Source organism: Kitasatospora sp. A2-31 (assembly GCF_022288725.1).
Classification (GTDB): domain Bacteria; phylum Actinomycetota; class Actinomycetes; order Streptomycetales; family Streptomycetaceae; genus Kitasatospora.
The window spans coordinates 972,608-986,275 of sequence record NZ_JAKNTA010000001.1; the positions used below are offsets into that span (position 1 = coordinate 972,608).

At 73.2% G+C, this 13,668-nt stretch carries 9 protein-coding genes; 2 read left to right on the forward strand and 7 right to left on the reverse strand.

What is annotated here, in order from left to right:
- Positions 1-94: 94 nt before the first annotated feature.
- The 4 genes from MCM47_RS04550 to MCM47_RS04565 all read right to left on the reverse strand — a co-directional run bounded on the left by MCM47_RS04550 (position 95) and on the right by MCM47_RS04565 (position 5,752).
- Positions 95-1,405 (reverse strand): glycoside hydrolase family 18 protein, encoded by a 1,311-nt coding sequence (locus tag MCM47_RS04550; RefSeq protein WP_238741232.1) that lies wholly within the window; start codon positions 1,403-1,405, stop codon positions 95-97.
- Between the two features lie 131 nt (positions 1,406-1,536).
- Positions 1,537-4,182 (reverse strand): aconitate hydratase AcnA, encoded by a 2,646-nt coding sequence (gene acnA, locus MCM47_RS04555; protein ID WP_238741234.1) that lies wholly within the window; start codon positions 4,180-4,182, stop codon positions 1,537-1,539.
- A 287-nt stretch (positions 4,183-4,469) separates the two neighbouring features.
- Complete coding sequence (locus MCM47_RS04560; protein WP_238741235.1) at positions 4,470-4,655, reverse strand: hypothetical protein; 186 nt, start codon at positions 4,653-4,655, stop codon at positions 4,470-4,472.
- Positions 4,652-5,752 carry a hypothetical protein gene (locus tag MCM47_RS04565; protein ID WP_238741237.1) on the reverse strand — a complete coding sequence of 367 codons (1,101 nt, stop codon included), beginning with the start codon at positions 5,750-5,752 and terminating at the stop codon, positions 4,652-4,654. Before MCM47_RS04565 ends, MCM47_RS04560 begins: the two co-directional genes overlap by 4 nt.
- A gap of 138 nt (positions 5,753-5,890) precedes the next feature.
- Here MCM47_RS04565 and MCM47_RS04570 point away from each other — a divergent pair, with 138 nt between their 5' ends.
- Positions 5,891-6,352, forward strand: a complete 462-nt coding sequence (locus tag MCM47_RS04570) for a superoxide dismutase family protein (RefSeq protein ID WP_238741239.1) — start codon at positions 5,891-5,893, stop codon at positions 6,350-6,352.
- Between the two features lie 103 nt (positions 6,353-6,455).
- Here MCM47_RS04570 and argF read toward each other — a convergent pair whose 3' ends face one another.
- From argF to MCM47_RS04585, 3 genes are all read right to left on the reverse strand, one after another.
- A complete protein-coding gene (gene argF / locus MCM47_RS04575; protein WP_238741241.1) occupies positions 6,456-7,457 on the reverse strand; it encodes an ornithine carbamoyltransferase in 1,002 nt (333 codons plus the stop codon).
- Between the two features lie 146 nt (positions 7,458-7,603).
- On the reverse strand, positions 7,604-10,342 hold the full coding sequence (locus MCM47_RS04580; protein ID WP_238741243.1) for a polynucleotide kinase-phosphatase: 2,739 nt from the start codon (positions 10,340-10,342) through the stop codon (positions 7,604-7,606).
- On the reverse strand, positions 10,339-12,000 hold the full coding sequence (locus MCM47_RS04585) for a 3' terminal RNA ribose 2'-O-methyltransferase Hen1 (protein WP_238741245.1): 1,662 nt from the start codon (positions 11,998-12,000) through the stop codon (positions 10,339-10,341). Before MCM47_RS04585 ends, MCM47_RS04580 begins: the two co-directional genes overlap by 4 nt.
- Before the next feature lie 139 nt (positions 12,001-12,139).
- Between MCM47_RS04585 and dapD the strand changes: the two genes are divergently transcribed.
- On the forward strand, positions 12,140-13,129 hold the full coding sequence (gene dapD / locus MCM47_RS04590) for a 2,3,4,5-tetrahydropyridine-2,6-dicarboxylate N-succinyltransferase (RefSeq protein WP_238741247.1): 990 nt from the start codon (positions 12,140-12,142) through the stop codon (positions 13,127-13,129).
- Positions 13,130-13,668 lie beyond the last annotated feature (539 nt).

A 13,668-nucleotide genomic window follows, 5' to 3' on the forward strand; every position in this document is an offset into this window, starting at 1 on the left:
CTCGGCCCGAGGCCGAAGACCGCCGGGGCCCGGCGCGCTGTCCGCGCGCCGGGCCCCGGTGCGTCGGTGCGTCGGTGCCCGGCCGCGCCGGCGGTCAGCCCCGCTGAAGGCCGCGGTCGAGGGCGGCGATCGCGCTGCCCCGGGCGTCGTCGCCGTCCAGCGACCAGACCATCACCCCGCCCAGGTCGTTCCACCGGGTGTAGCGGGCCTTCTGGGTGAGCACCTCGGCGGTGTCGTAGCTGTAGAAGTCGTTGCCGTCGTACTTCCAGGAAGCACCGTGGTCGCGGTCGACGTGGACCTCGCCGGGCAGCGCGCCGACCTCCTTGTAGCTGCGGTCGGCGGTGGTGCCGGTGGCCGGCTGGTACAGGCCCCCGCGGTCGCCGGCCGGGACACCGGTCCACCCGTGGGCGTAGAACGGCACACCGAGCACGGTCTTGGCGGCCGGCAGGCCGTGCCGGGTGTAGTACTGGACCGCCCCGTCCGCGCTGCGCCGGCGCGGCTCCGGGTCGGACGGGTCGGCGTAGAGGTTGGCGTGGTGGTTGGCCGGGCCCTTGCCCTCCCAGGGGCCGTGGAGGTCGTAGGTCATCAGGTTGAGCCAGTCGATCGAGCGCGCCAGCTCGGGCAGCTCCAGCCGCGCGGCGACGGTCTCGTTGGCGGCGACGGCCGCGGTGAGCAGGTAGTGCGGGCCCTTGCGACCGGAGAGCCGGTCCAGCTGGCGGCGGAACTCCTGCACCAGCAGCGTGAAGTTGCGCCCGTCCTCGGGGCGGACCACGTTGCCGGCGTCACCGCCGCCGCCCGGGTACTCCCAGTCGAGGTCGATGCCGTCGAAGACCCCGGCGGCCGCACCGGTGCCGCCCTCCGGGGATCCGGCGAGCACGGGCAGGTTGCCCCTGATGTACAGGTCGATGCAGGAGGAGACGAACCTGCGCCGGGACTCCTCGGTGGCGGCGGCGTCCGAGAAGTACTTCGACCAGCTCCAACCGCCCAACGAGATCACGGTCCTGAGCTGCGGGTTCTTCGCCTTGAGCTTGCGCAGCTGGTTGAAGTGGCCCTTCAGCGGCTGGTCGGCGGAGTCGGCCCGGCCGTCCACCGACTCGGCGGCCGGGAACGCCCGCTGGTAGTCGTCGTGGGCGTCACCCTGGCCGGCCTCGGCGGTCTCGAAGCAGGTGCCGTCGGCGGAGACGTTGCCGAAGGCGTAGTTGACGACGGTGAGCTTCCCGGCCTGGCCGGACTCCTGGACCCGCTTCGCGGAGCTGTCGGCGCCCCACTGGGTGAAGTAGCCGACCCGCTGCCCCTTGAGCTTGGGGCCGTGGTGCGCCTCGGCGGCGGTCGCGGTGGCGGTGGTGGTGGCCAGCAGCGCGGCGACGGTGGCGGCGGCGAGCATGGCGGAGGCGCGTGTGGGCATACCGGACCTGTCCTCTGAGGCATCGTCAAATGGTCTGGACCAGACTGACAATGAGGTTTAGTCCATTGCGCCGGAACGCACAAGAGGCCGGACCGCGTGCGCGGTCCGGCCTCTCGGCGCTACTGCTCGGTTCAGCCGATCAGGCTGCGCAGCACGTACTGCAGGATGCCGCCGTTGCGGTAGTAGTCCGCCTCACCGGGGGTGTCGATGCGCACGACCGCGTCGAACTCCTTGTCACCGGCCTTGACCTTGACGGTCTTGGGGGTGCGGCCCTCGTTGAGCTCGGTCACGCCGGTGATGGAGAAGGTCTCCTCGCCGGTCAGGCCGAGGGAGTCGGCGTTCTCGCCCTCCGGGAACTGCAGCGGCAGGACGCCCATGCCGATCAGGTTCGAGCGGTGAATGCGCTCGTAGGACTCGGCGATGACGGCCTTGACGCCGAGCAGCGCGGTGCCCTTGGCGGCCCAGTCGCGGGACGAGCCGGAGCCGTACTCCTTGCCGGCCAGGACGACCAGCGGGATGCCGGCGGCCTGGTAGTTCTGCGAGGCGTCGTAGATGAACGACACCGGGCCGTCGGCCTGGGTGAAGTCGCGGGTGTAGCCGCCCTCGGTGCCCGGCGCGATCTGGTTGCGCAGGCGGATGTTGGCGAAGGTGCCGCGGATCATGACCTCGTGGTTGCCACGGCGCGAGCCGTAGGAGTTGAAGTCACGCTTCTCCACACCGTGCTCGGTGAGGTACTGCGCCGCCGGGGTGCCCGGCTTGATGTTGCCGGCCGGGGAGATGTGGTCGGTGGTGACCGAGTCGCCCAGCTTGGCCAGGACGCGGGCGCCGGCGATGTCGGTCACCGGGCTCGGGGTCTTGGCCATGCCCTCGAAGTACGGGGGCTTGCGGACGTAGGTGGACTCGGCGTCCCACTCGAAGGTGTTGCCGGTCGGCACCGGGAGCGACTGCCAGCGGTGGTCGCCGGCGAAGACGTCCTGGTAGCCCTTGTCGAACATGTCCTGGTCGATGGAGCCGGCGACGACGTCGGCGACCTCCTGCTCGCTCGGCCAGATGTCGGCGAGGAAGACGTCGTTGCCGTCGGCGTCCTGGCCCAGGGCGTCCTTGGTGATGTCGACGTTCATGTTGCCGGCGAGGGCGTAGGCGACCACCAGCGGCGGCGAGGCCAGGTAGTTCATCTTGACGTCGGGGTTGATCCGGCCCTCGAAGTTGCGGTTGCCGGAGAGCACCGAGACGACGGCCAGGTCCGACTCGTTGACCGCGGCCGAGACCTCCTCGGGCAGCGGGCCCGAGTTGCCGATGCAGGTGACGCAGCCGTAGCCGACCAGGTTGAAGCCCAGCTTCTCCATGTACGGGAGCAGGCCGGCCTTCTCGTAGTAGTCCATGACGACCTTGGAGCCGGGCGCCAGGGTGGTCTTTACCCAGGGCTTGACCGTCAGGCCCTTCTCCACGGCCTTCTTCGCCAGCAGGGCGGCGCCCAGCATGACGGAGGGGTTGGAGGTGTTGGTGCAGGAGGTGATCGAGGCGATCACGACCGCGCCGTTGTCGATGGTGTACGACGAGCCGTCGGGGGCGGTGACGGCGGTCGGCTTGGAGGCCTCGGCCGAGTAGGCCGGCAGCGCCTCGGCGAACTTCGACGCGGCCTCGGCCAGGACCACGCGGTCCTGCGGGCGCTTCGGGCCGGAGATCGACGGGACGACGGTGGAGACGTCCAGCTCCAGGTACTCGGAGTAGACCGGCTCGACCGACGGGTCGTGCCAGAGGCCCTGCTCCTTGGCGTACGCCTCGACCAGAGCGAGCTGCTGAGCGTCGCGGCCGGTGAGCTTCAGGTAGTTGATGGTCTCGGCGTCGATCGGGAAGATCGCACAGGTCGAGCCGAACTCCGGCGACATGTTGCCGATGGTGGCGCGGTTCGCCAGCGGGATGGCGCCGATGCCGTCGCCGTAGAACTCGACGAACTTGCCGACGACACCGTGCTTGCGCAGCATCTCGGTGATGGTGAGCACCAGGTCGGTGGCGGTGGTGCCGGCCGGCAGCTGGCCGGTCAGCTTGAAGCCGACGACGCGCGGGATCAGCATGGAGACCGGCTGGCCGAGCATCGCGGCCTCGGCCTCGATGCCGCCGACGCCCCAGCCGAGCACGCCCAGGCCGTTGACCATGGTGGTGTGCGAGTCGGTGCCGACGCAGGTGTCCGGGTAGGCCTGGCCGCCGCGGACCATGACCGTGCGGGCCAGGTGCTCGATGTTCACCTGGTGGACGATGCCGGTGCCCGGCGGGACGACCTTGAACTCGTCGAACGCGGTCTGGCCCCAGCGCAGGAACTGGTAGCGCTCCTTGTTGCGGCCGTACTCGATCTCGACGTTCTGGACGAAGGCGTCCGGGGTGCCGAACTTGTCGGCGATGACGGAGTGGTCGATGACCAGCTCGGCCGGGGCCAGCGGGTTGATCTTGGCCGGGTCGCCGCCCAGCTCCTTGACGGCCTCGCGCATGGTGGCGAGGTCGACCACGCACGGCACACCGGTGAAGTCCTGCATGATCACGCGGGCCGGGGTGAACTGGATCTCCTGGCTCGGCTGGGCATCGGCGTCCCAGTTGCCGAGGGCGCGGATGTGGTCGGCGGTGATGTTGGCGCCGTCCTCCGTGCGGAGCAGGTTCTCCAGCAGCACCTTGAGGCTGTACGGCAGCCGCTCGGAACCCTCGACGGCGGAGAGCTTGAAGATCTCGTACGACTCGTCGCCCACCTGCAGCGAGCTGCGGGCGTCGAAGCTGTTCGCGGACACGACTGACTCCTTCTAGGTGCTTCGTGCGGTAGCCGGCCGCCGCGATGGCAAGGTCAGCCTTACTTAGGCTTACCTTGCCCGCACCGCCGGTGAGCGCCTCTCGGCAAGTATCTTGATGTCGAGATATATCCTAAGGGGCAGTTATCTCGATGTCGAGATAAACCATAGTGCATGGCGCCGCCGGCACCACCTCAGGCATGCCCCTGGAACTGTCCTACCGCGTGGGGCGGGTCCGGCGCGCGTCGGGGGCGGGTCCGGGGCGCGGTGAACGGGTGTCCGCGAAGTGCTCAGCGGGCGTCCGGGCCGCTCCCGGGGTCGGAGTCGCGCCGCTTGCGCTCCAGCCGGATCAGCCAGACCGCCCCGGCCACCACGGCCGCGGCCAGCAACAGGACGGCCACCAGGCTGCCGTCCGAGCCGCCCGGACCGGGGGCGACGTCGGCGAGCAGGGCGGCGGTCGGGGGGACGGTCGTCACAAGGACTCCTCGGTGGGTGCGAGAACGGGTACAGGGGCTGTCCGGGGTGCCGGCGTCGTCGGGGATGTCGGGGATGTAGGGGGTGCCGGCGGTCTCGAAAGCGCGCGGGCGGGCGACGCCGGGGCGGGTGCCGGCGCGGGTGCGGGCGCGGGTGCGGCGACCCGGGGCTCCGCCAGGCCGAGGACGAGCATCAGCAGGACCGGGAACTCCAGATAGGCGTGGTAACTGGCCAGCGCCGCGTACACCGTCCGCCCCTGCCCGTAGTCGGCCGCGAACAGCACGGCGAGCAGCCCGCCCACGGCCGCGCCCAGCAACCAGGCCCGCCCGCCCCGCAGCGCCGGTACCCGCCGTTCGAACGCCCCGGTCGCGTCCGGCGCGTGGCGCGGCAGGAACCAGACCCAGACCACGTAGTGCATGGTCTGGAGGAAGGCGAACACCGCCAGGAAGCGCAGACCCACGCCCGCCGTCAGCCACGCCGGCGGCGTGTACGCGACCGCGAGCCGCGCGGTCCAGCCCGTCCCCGGCGCGAGTGCGCCGTCCAGGACACCGGACAGCAGCACCGCCGGCACCACCAGCACCCAACCGCACTGCAGGGCCAGGAACAGCCCCCTGCCCCGCGCCAGGCCGCGCGACCACTCCCACAGGAACAGCAGCGGCACCACGTTGTGCAGGTGCGCCAGCACCACGAAGTGGTACGCCGGGAACGCCAGCGACCCGGCCGCCGCTCCCGCCAGCACGGCACCGCTCCCGGCCAGCACCAACGGGCGCCCGCGCAGCCCCGACCGGCAGGCGGCCGCGAGCAGCGCGTAGGCCAGCAGGATCTCGGCCGCCTGGGCCGCCGGACGCGGCACCAGCGAGGGCGGCACCAGTCGGCAGAAGACGATGCCGGTCACCAGCACCAGCAGCAGTCGCAGCAGCGGGCCGGCCAGCACGGCGGCGAACCGGCCGGCCACGTAGCGCAGCTCCAGCACGTTGTGCAGCACCCCGAACAGCGCCAGGCCCAGCACCGCAAGGCCGGCCGGGGCACGCAGCGCCAGGAGCAGCGCCGCGGCCGCCGCGAGGACGAACCCGGCCTGCGGGACCGCGCCGAGCCGCACGCCTCCGGGAGCGGCAGGTCCCGCGCCCTCCGGGGTGGCGGGCCGGCCGCCGGCCGGGCCGGTGGGGCCGCCGGGACCGGCCCCTCGGGCTCGGCCGACCCTTCGGGCCGGGTCTCACCGGACTCGCCGGTCTCCGTCGTGGAGGCCGACTTCGACCCGGCGACGGCCTTCGTTCCGCCGACCGCGATCAGCCACGCGCCGGACCTCGTCCCGTACGGCTCGCACGTCCGGGTCGTCGTCGACCGCTCGTTCCCCGGACGGACGGTACTGACCGTCACGGTGGCCGGGGTCGCCGCGGACCACGCGTTCCCGGCCCACCTGCACACCGGCCCCTGCGGAGCCGACCCGACCGCCTCCGGTCCGCACTACCAGGACGCGGTGGACCCGGTGCGCCCCTCCACCGACCCGGCCTACGCCAACGACCGCAACGAACTGCGGCTGACGCTGCGCACCGACTCCCGGGGCGGCGGCACGGCGGCCACCGCGGTGGCCTGGCAGCCGCGACCCGGCGAGGCCCGCTCGCTGGTCCTCCACGCCGGCACCCCGGCCGGTCGGCACGGCGCGGCCGACCGGGCCGCCTGCGTGAAGCTGCAGCCGTGAGGCCCGGGAGCCGCTCGGGGTCGCGGGAGCCCCGGGCCTGCCCGGAGCCCCGGAGGCTCGGGGTCCCGGGATGCCGTGGCACCGGGCCGGGCGGCCGGCGGGGTCAGGCTCCGAGGGTCGCGACCAGCACCGCCTTGATGGTGTGCAGGCGGTTCTCCGCCTGGTCGAACACGACGGAGTGCGCCGACTCGAACAGCTCGTCGGTGCACTCCAGCTCGGTCATCCCGGTCGCCTCGTACATCTGCCGGCCGACCACCGTCCCGAGGTCGTGGAAGGCCGGAAGGCAGTGCAGGAACTTCACGTCCGGGTTGCCGGTGGCCCGGACGGTGTCCATCGACACCTGGTAGGGCTTGAGCAGCTCGATCCGCTCCGCCCAGACCTCCTTGGGCTCGCCCATCGAGACCCAGACGTCGGTGTAGAGGAAGTCGGCGCCGGCCACGCCCGTGTCGACGTCCTCGGTGAGCGTGATCCGGGCGCCGCTGGTCTCGGCCAGCCCCTCCGCGGCCTTCAGCACCTCCTCGGCGGGCCAGAGCGCCCGGGGCGCGACGATCCGGATGTCCATGCCGAGCAGCGCGCCGGTGACCAGCAGCGAGTTGCCCATGTTGGAGCGGGCGTCACCGAGGTAGGCGAGGGCCACCTCGGTCAGCGGCTTGGCGCTGTGCTCCCGGACGGTCAGCACGTCGGCGAGCATCTGGGTCGGGTGCCACTCGTCGGTGAGGCCGTTCCAGACCGGGACGCCGGCGTACGCGGCCAGCTCCTCGACGATCTCCTGCCCGTGGCCCCGGTACTCGATACCGTCGAACATCCGGCCCAGCACCCGGGCGGTGTCCTTGATCGACTCCTTGTGGCCGATCTGCGAACCGGACGGGTCCAGGTAGGTGGTGGTGGCGCCCTGGTCGTGGGCGGCCACCTCGAAGGCGCAGCGCGTCCGGGTGGAGGTCTTCTCGAAGATCAGCGCGATGTTCTTGCCCCGCAGCCGGGGCTGCTCGGTGCCCGCGTACTTCGCCGCCTTGAGCTGGGCGGCGAGATCCACCAGGAAGCGGAACTCCTGGGCCGTGAAATCGAGCTCCTTGAGGAAGTGCCTGTTCCGGAGGTTGAACGCCATGCCGGGCTCCTGGGGTGACGTGGACGGACCGCGAAGCGGCAATTCTATACGACACTCGGAATTTGTATGCATGGCCCCCGGGCCCTGCGGCGGTCACCGCAGGACCCGGCCTCCGACCGGCAGGACGGTGCCGTGTCGGGGAGCGGTCAGAGGCGGGGGTCCACCGGCTCCGACTCCAGGGCGAGCACGGCGAACACCGGCTCGTGCACCCGCCAGAGCGGCTCGCCCGCCGCCAGCCGGTCGAGCGCCTCCAGCCCCAGCGCGTACTCACGCAGGGCCAGCGAGCGCTTGTGCCCGAGGAACCGCTGCCGCAGCTGGTCCAGGTACTGGGTGTAGTCCGGGCCGTAGATGATCCGCAGGTACTCGCGCCCGCGCACCTTCACGCCGGGCTGGACCAGCCCACCCGGACGGCCCGCCCCCGCCCCGACCCGGACCAGCGACGCCAGCGGCTTGACCACCATGCCCTCGCCGCCGGCCCCGGTGAGCTCCTCCCACCAGGCGACACCCGCGGCCACCGACGCCTCGTCGGCGGTGTCCACCACCAGCCGGCCGGTCCGGTGCAGTACCGGGGCCTGCGGCTCGGCCCCGTGGTCGGCGTCGACCAGCCGGTCGATCCAGGCCAGGTGCTCGTCGTGCGGGCGCACCGCCAGGTTCGCCCCCTCGGCCGCCAGCACCTGGAACGGCGCCAGCCGGATCCCGGCGAGCCCCTCGGTCGGCCAGCAGTAGCGCCGGTACGCCTCGGTGAACGCCTGCGCGTCCGCCGCGCGCTGCCGCTGGCGGGCCGTCAGCTCGCCCAGGTCGAGCCCGCGCTCGGCCGCCCGGTCCAGCGCGGCGAGCACCTGCGGCAGCGCCGCCCCCGCCGCCGCGCCGACCGCCGCGTACTGACGGCGCAGCAGGTCCGTGGCCTTGAGGGACCACGGCATCAGCTCCGCGTCCAGCAGCAGCCAACCGGTGGCCAGCTCGTCGAACAGGCCGGAGCGCTCGGCCGCGGCCCGCACCCGATCCAGGACGGCGGCCGTGAGGCCGTCGTCACCGAGGAACGCACGCCCGGTCCGGGTCCAGATCGCGCCCGGCCCTGCCAGGCCGAACCGCTTGTCCAGCGCCCCGGCGTCCCGGGCGACCAGGACCACCGCGCGGGAGCCCATGTGCTTCTCCTCGCAGACCACCTCGCGCACGCCGTCCTCGCGGTAGGCGGCGAAGGCCTCCTCGGGGTGCTCGAGGTAGCCGGGGCGGCGGGAGGTCGCGCTCGGCGCCATGGTCGGCGGCAGGTAGGCGAGCAGCCGCGGGTCGATCGCGAACCGGCTCATCACCTCCAGCGCCGCCGCCGCGTTCTCCTCCCGCACGGCGATCCGGCCGTGCAGTGCGGTCTCCACCACCCGGCGCCCCGCCACGTCGGCGAGGTCCAACGGACGGCCCTCGCGCGCGCCCGGCGCGTCCGCCTTCAGCGGCCGGACCGGCGCGTACCACTCCCGCTCGGCCTCCACCGACACCAGCTCCCGCTCCGGGTAGCGCAGCGCGGTGAGGCTGCCGCCGAAGACGCAGCCGGTGTCCAGGCAGATGGTGTTGTTGAGGAAGCTCGCCACCGGCACCGGTGTGTGCCCGTAGACCACCATCGCCCTGCCCCGGTACTCCTCCGCCCACGGGTAGCGCACCGGCAGGCCGTACTCGTCGGTCTCGCCGGTGGTGTCCCCGTACAGCGCGTGCGACCGGACCCGGCCGGAGGCCCGGCCGTGGTACTTCTCCGGCAGCCCGGCGTGGCAGACCACCAGCGCGCCGCCGTCCAGCAGGTAGTGGCTGACCAGGCCGCGCATGAACGCCCGCACCTCGGCGCGGAACTCCTCCGACTCCCCCGCCAGCTGGTCCAGCGACTCCTGCAGACCGTGCGAGACGGTGACCTTCTTGCCGTCCATCGACCGGCCGAGCTTGTTCTCGTGGTTGCCCGGCACGCAGAGCGCGTGTCCGGCGGCGACCATGCCCATCACCAGGCGCAGCACGCCCGGCGTGTCCGGGCCGCGGTCGACCAGGTCGCCGACGAACACGGCCGTCCGGCCCGCGGGGTGCGCGGCGTCCACCGCGCGGCCCGCGTCGTCCCGGGTGAGCACGTAGCCGAGGCGGGTGAGCAGGGTCTCCAGCTCGGAGCGGCAGCCGTGGACGTCGCCGACGATGTCGAACGGGCCGGTGAGGTGGCGCAGGTCGTTGAAGCGCTTCTCCGGCACGACCTCGGCGGCCGCGACCTCGGCCTCGCCGCGCAGGATGTGCACCTTGCGGAAGCCCTCGCGCTCCAGGCCGCGCAGCGAGCGGCGCAGCTCGCGGTTCTGGCGCGGGATCACGTGGGCGGGCAGCTGGCGGTCCGGACGGGTGCGGTTGCGCTCGGCGCAGACGCCCGGCGGGACGTCCAGCACGATGGCGATCGGCAGCACGTCGTGCTCGCGGGCGATCCGGACCAGCTGCTTGCGGGCCTCCGGCTGGACGTTGGTGGCGTCCACGACGGTGAGCCTGCCGGCGGCGAGGCGCTTGCCGACGATGTAGTGCAGCAGGTCGAAGGCCTCGGCGGACGCGGACTGGTCGTTCTCGTCGTCGGCCACCAGGCCCCGGCAGAAGTCGGAGGAGACCACCTGGGTGGGCAGGAAGTGGCGGCGGGCGAAGGTGGACTTGCCGGCGCCGCTGGTGCCGATCAGGACGACGAGGGAGACGTCGGTCACCGGGAGGCGGCGGGGCCGGGCAGGGGTCGCGCCGGTCGGGGGCGCACCGGTGGGTGCGTCGGCGCCCGGGGCGTCGGCGGTGGGTGCGGCGGTGGTGGGTGCGTCGGCGGTGGGTGCGGCGGCGGTGGGTGCGGCGGCGCCCGGGGCGTCGGTGGCGTCCGGGGGCAGTGCGTCGTCGGTCATCGGGTCTCGCCCCCTTCGGGCGTCGTGGTGGTGTCGGTCGGAGCGGGGACGGCGGTGGCGGGGACGGCGGGTGCCGGCGCCGGTTGCGGCGCCGCGTCCGGTGGGCCACCGATCCGGAACAGGGCGAGCTGGGTCGGCGCGCCCACCTCGGCGTCCTCCGGCCCGACCGGCCGGATCACCGCGGTGTAGCCGTACGTCGCCGCCACCCGCTCGGCCCACTCCCGGAACTGCACGCGGTCCCACTCGAACCGGTGGTCGGCGTGCCGGACGTGCCCGGCCGGCAGACTCTCCCAGCGGACGTTGTACTCGGCGTTCGGCGTGGTCACGACCACCGCCGACGGCCGGGCCGCCCCGAATACGGCGTGCTCCAGCGCCGGCAGCCTGGGCAGGTCCAGGTGCTCGATCACCTCGCAGAGCACCGCCGCGTCGAAGCCCTTCAGCCGCGCGTCCGTGTACGTCAGCGCGCCCTGGACCAGCCGCACCCGGGCCGCCTGGCGCTCCGACATCCGCTCCAGCCGCAGCTTGCGCGCGGCCGCGGACAGCGCCCGCGCGGACACGTCCACCCCGAGCACCTCGGTGAACCGGGCGTCCTTGAGGAGCGCACCGATCAGTTCGCCCTGCCCGCAGCCCAGGTCGGCCACCCGTGCCGCGCCGACCTCGCCCAGGGCGGCCAGGATCGCCGCCCGGCGCTGGTCGGCCAGCGAGGCCTTCCGCTCCGCGGCCGGCTCCGGGTGCTCCGCACGGCCGTCGCCCGCCTCGGCAGCGCCGACCGTGCCACCGGCGGCGGCGTCCACGGTGTTCACGGAGTCGTCGGCGGACTCGTCCGCGGAATCGTCGACCGCGTTGTCGATCTCCTCGACCTCGCGGTCGTCGGCCTCCGCTAGCCGGGCCAGCTCCAGGCGTTCCATCGCCCGCCGGGTGAGGGCCCAGCGCCGGGACAGGTAGCGGCGTGCGATCAGCGCCTGCTCGGGGTGGTCGGCGAGCCAGCCCGCGCCCGCGGCGAGCAGCTTGTCGACCTCGTCCGGGGCGACCCAGTAGTGCTTGGCGCCGTCGAGGACCGGCAGCAGCACGTACAGCTGCTGGAGCGCGTCCGCGAGCCGGACCTCCGTGCCGGCCAGCTCCAGCCGCACGTAGCGCGACTCGCCCCACTCCGGGAACGCCTCGTCCAGCGGGATCGCCGACGCCTGGACCTGCCAGCCCAGCGGCTCGAACAGCCGGGCCGCCATCGCCGGGCCGCCGCTCTCGCCGGCACCGTTGGCGGGCACCGCGGGCAGCGAGATCCGCAGCGGCCGCGGAAGCTCGGCGAGCCCGGGGCGCGCCTCGCAGACGCCCTTCATGGCCGTTCGGAACACCGTTCGCAGAGCGACCGCGAGCAGCGAGGACGCGGCATAGGGGCGGTCGTTGACGTACTGGGCGAGGGCGAAGTCGGGCGAGCCGCCCCGGCCCTTGCCCCGGCCCTTGCGGACCAGCGCGATCGGGTCGATGTCGAGCAGGAGCGCGGCCGTGCAGAGCTCGTCGCCCGCCTCCGGGTAGAAGACGTGCGCCTCGCCGTGCGAGGTCGAGAAGCGCTGGACCTTGCCCGGGTGCTTGTGCAGCAGGAAGCCGAGGTCGGAGGCCGGGCTCTCGGCGGTGCCGGTGGTGGAGATCGACATGAACACCTGCCCGAGTATCGCCGAGCGGCAGCCCGGTCAGCACCGGGTTTTGTCCGGCGTGGGAGCCGCCGCGTCACCCCGGGCGCCCCGTCCGCACGGTGAGCGTGTTCGGCAGCGGCGCCCCGCATTCGTTAACGTGCACGATGTGACTGCAGAATCCACCTCCCTCGCAAGCGGCGCCGTCGCCGCAGGTCTGGCCACCATCGCCGCCGACGGCACCGTCCTCGACAGCTGGTTCCCCGCCCCCGCACTGGCCGCCGAGCCCGGCCCGGCCGGCACCGTCCGCCTGACCGCCGAGCAGGCCGAGGCCGAGCTGGGCGCCGGCGCCGCCGAGGCGCTGCGCGCCGACCCCCGCCGCGGTGTCGAGGTGGTCGCCGTGCGCACCACCATCGCCTCGCTGGACGAGAAGCCGATCGACGCGCACGACGCCTACCTGCGGCTGCACCTGCTCAGCCACCGCCTGGTGAAGCCGCACGGCCAGAACCTGGACGGCGTCTTCGGCCTGCTCGCCAACGTCGCCTGGACCAGCATCGGCCCGGTGCCGGTGGACAAGGTCGAGCAGGCCCGCCTGGCCGTCCGCGCCCAGGGCGGCCAGCTCGCCGTGTACGGGATCGACAAGTTCCCGCGGATGACCGACTACGTCGCCCCGTCGGGCGTGCGCATCGCCCACGCCGACCGCGTCCGGCTCGGCGCCCACCTGGCACCCGGGACCACCGTGATGCACGAGGGCTTCGTCAACTTCAACGCCGGCACCCTGGGCACCTCCATGGTGGAGGGCCGGATCAGCGCGGGCGTCGTGGTCGGCGACCACAGCGACATCGGCGGCGGCGCCTCGATCATGGGCACCCTCTCCGGCGGCGGCAAGCAGGTCGTGTCGGTCGGTGAGCGCTGCCTGCTCGGCGCCAACGCCGGCATCGGCATCTCCCTCGGCAACGACTGCGTCGTCGAGGCCGGCCTGTACGTCACGGCCGGCACCCGGGTGACCACCCCGGACGGCAAGGTGGCCAAGGCCGTCGAGCTGTCCGGCCAGGACAACCTGCTCTTCCGCCGCAACTCCCAGACCGGTGCCGTCGAGGTCATCGCCCGCTCCGGTTCCTGGGGCGGCCTGAACGCCGAACTGCACGCGCACAACTGATCTTCCTGCCGGTGGTTCCGGGCAGGAAAGGCGTTCCGCGCAGCGGAGGCCTTCCGTAGGAGGGCCTCGCACGGGAAGGGCCTCGGCGCCGAATCGGCGCCGAGGCCCTTGCTGTTCGTTGTGCGCTGTTCGCTGTTTCCGCTCCCGGGGGCCCACCCCCCTCCCCCTCCCACCCACCTCCCCGTTCCTGTGTCGCTTGGCGCCTCCGCGGGCTCTCCGCGGGCTCTCCACGCGGCCTCTCCGCGTGGCCACTCCGATCCGCGTGGCCATTCAGCGTGGCCATTCCGATCCGCGTGGCCGTTCAACGTGGCCACTCCGCGCGCCACTGCTCGTGGCCATCCCATGGGCCCCTGCTGTGCGGCCCTCCCTGCGACTCTCCCCGTGCGGCCCTCCCTGTGGGGCCGCTGCCGTGCAGGGAGGACCGCACAGCCCCTGTCGTCCTCACCCCGCCACAGGCCCTCCACCGGTGCGGGTGTGGGCGAGCGCTCGCCCACACCCGCACCGGTGGCAGTCCGCTCCCCGATCGGCCCGGCCTAGCC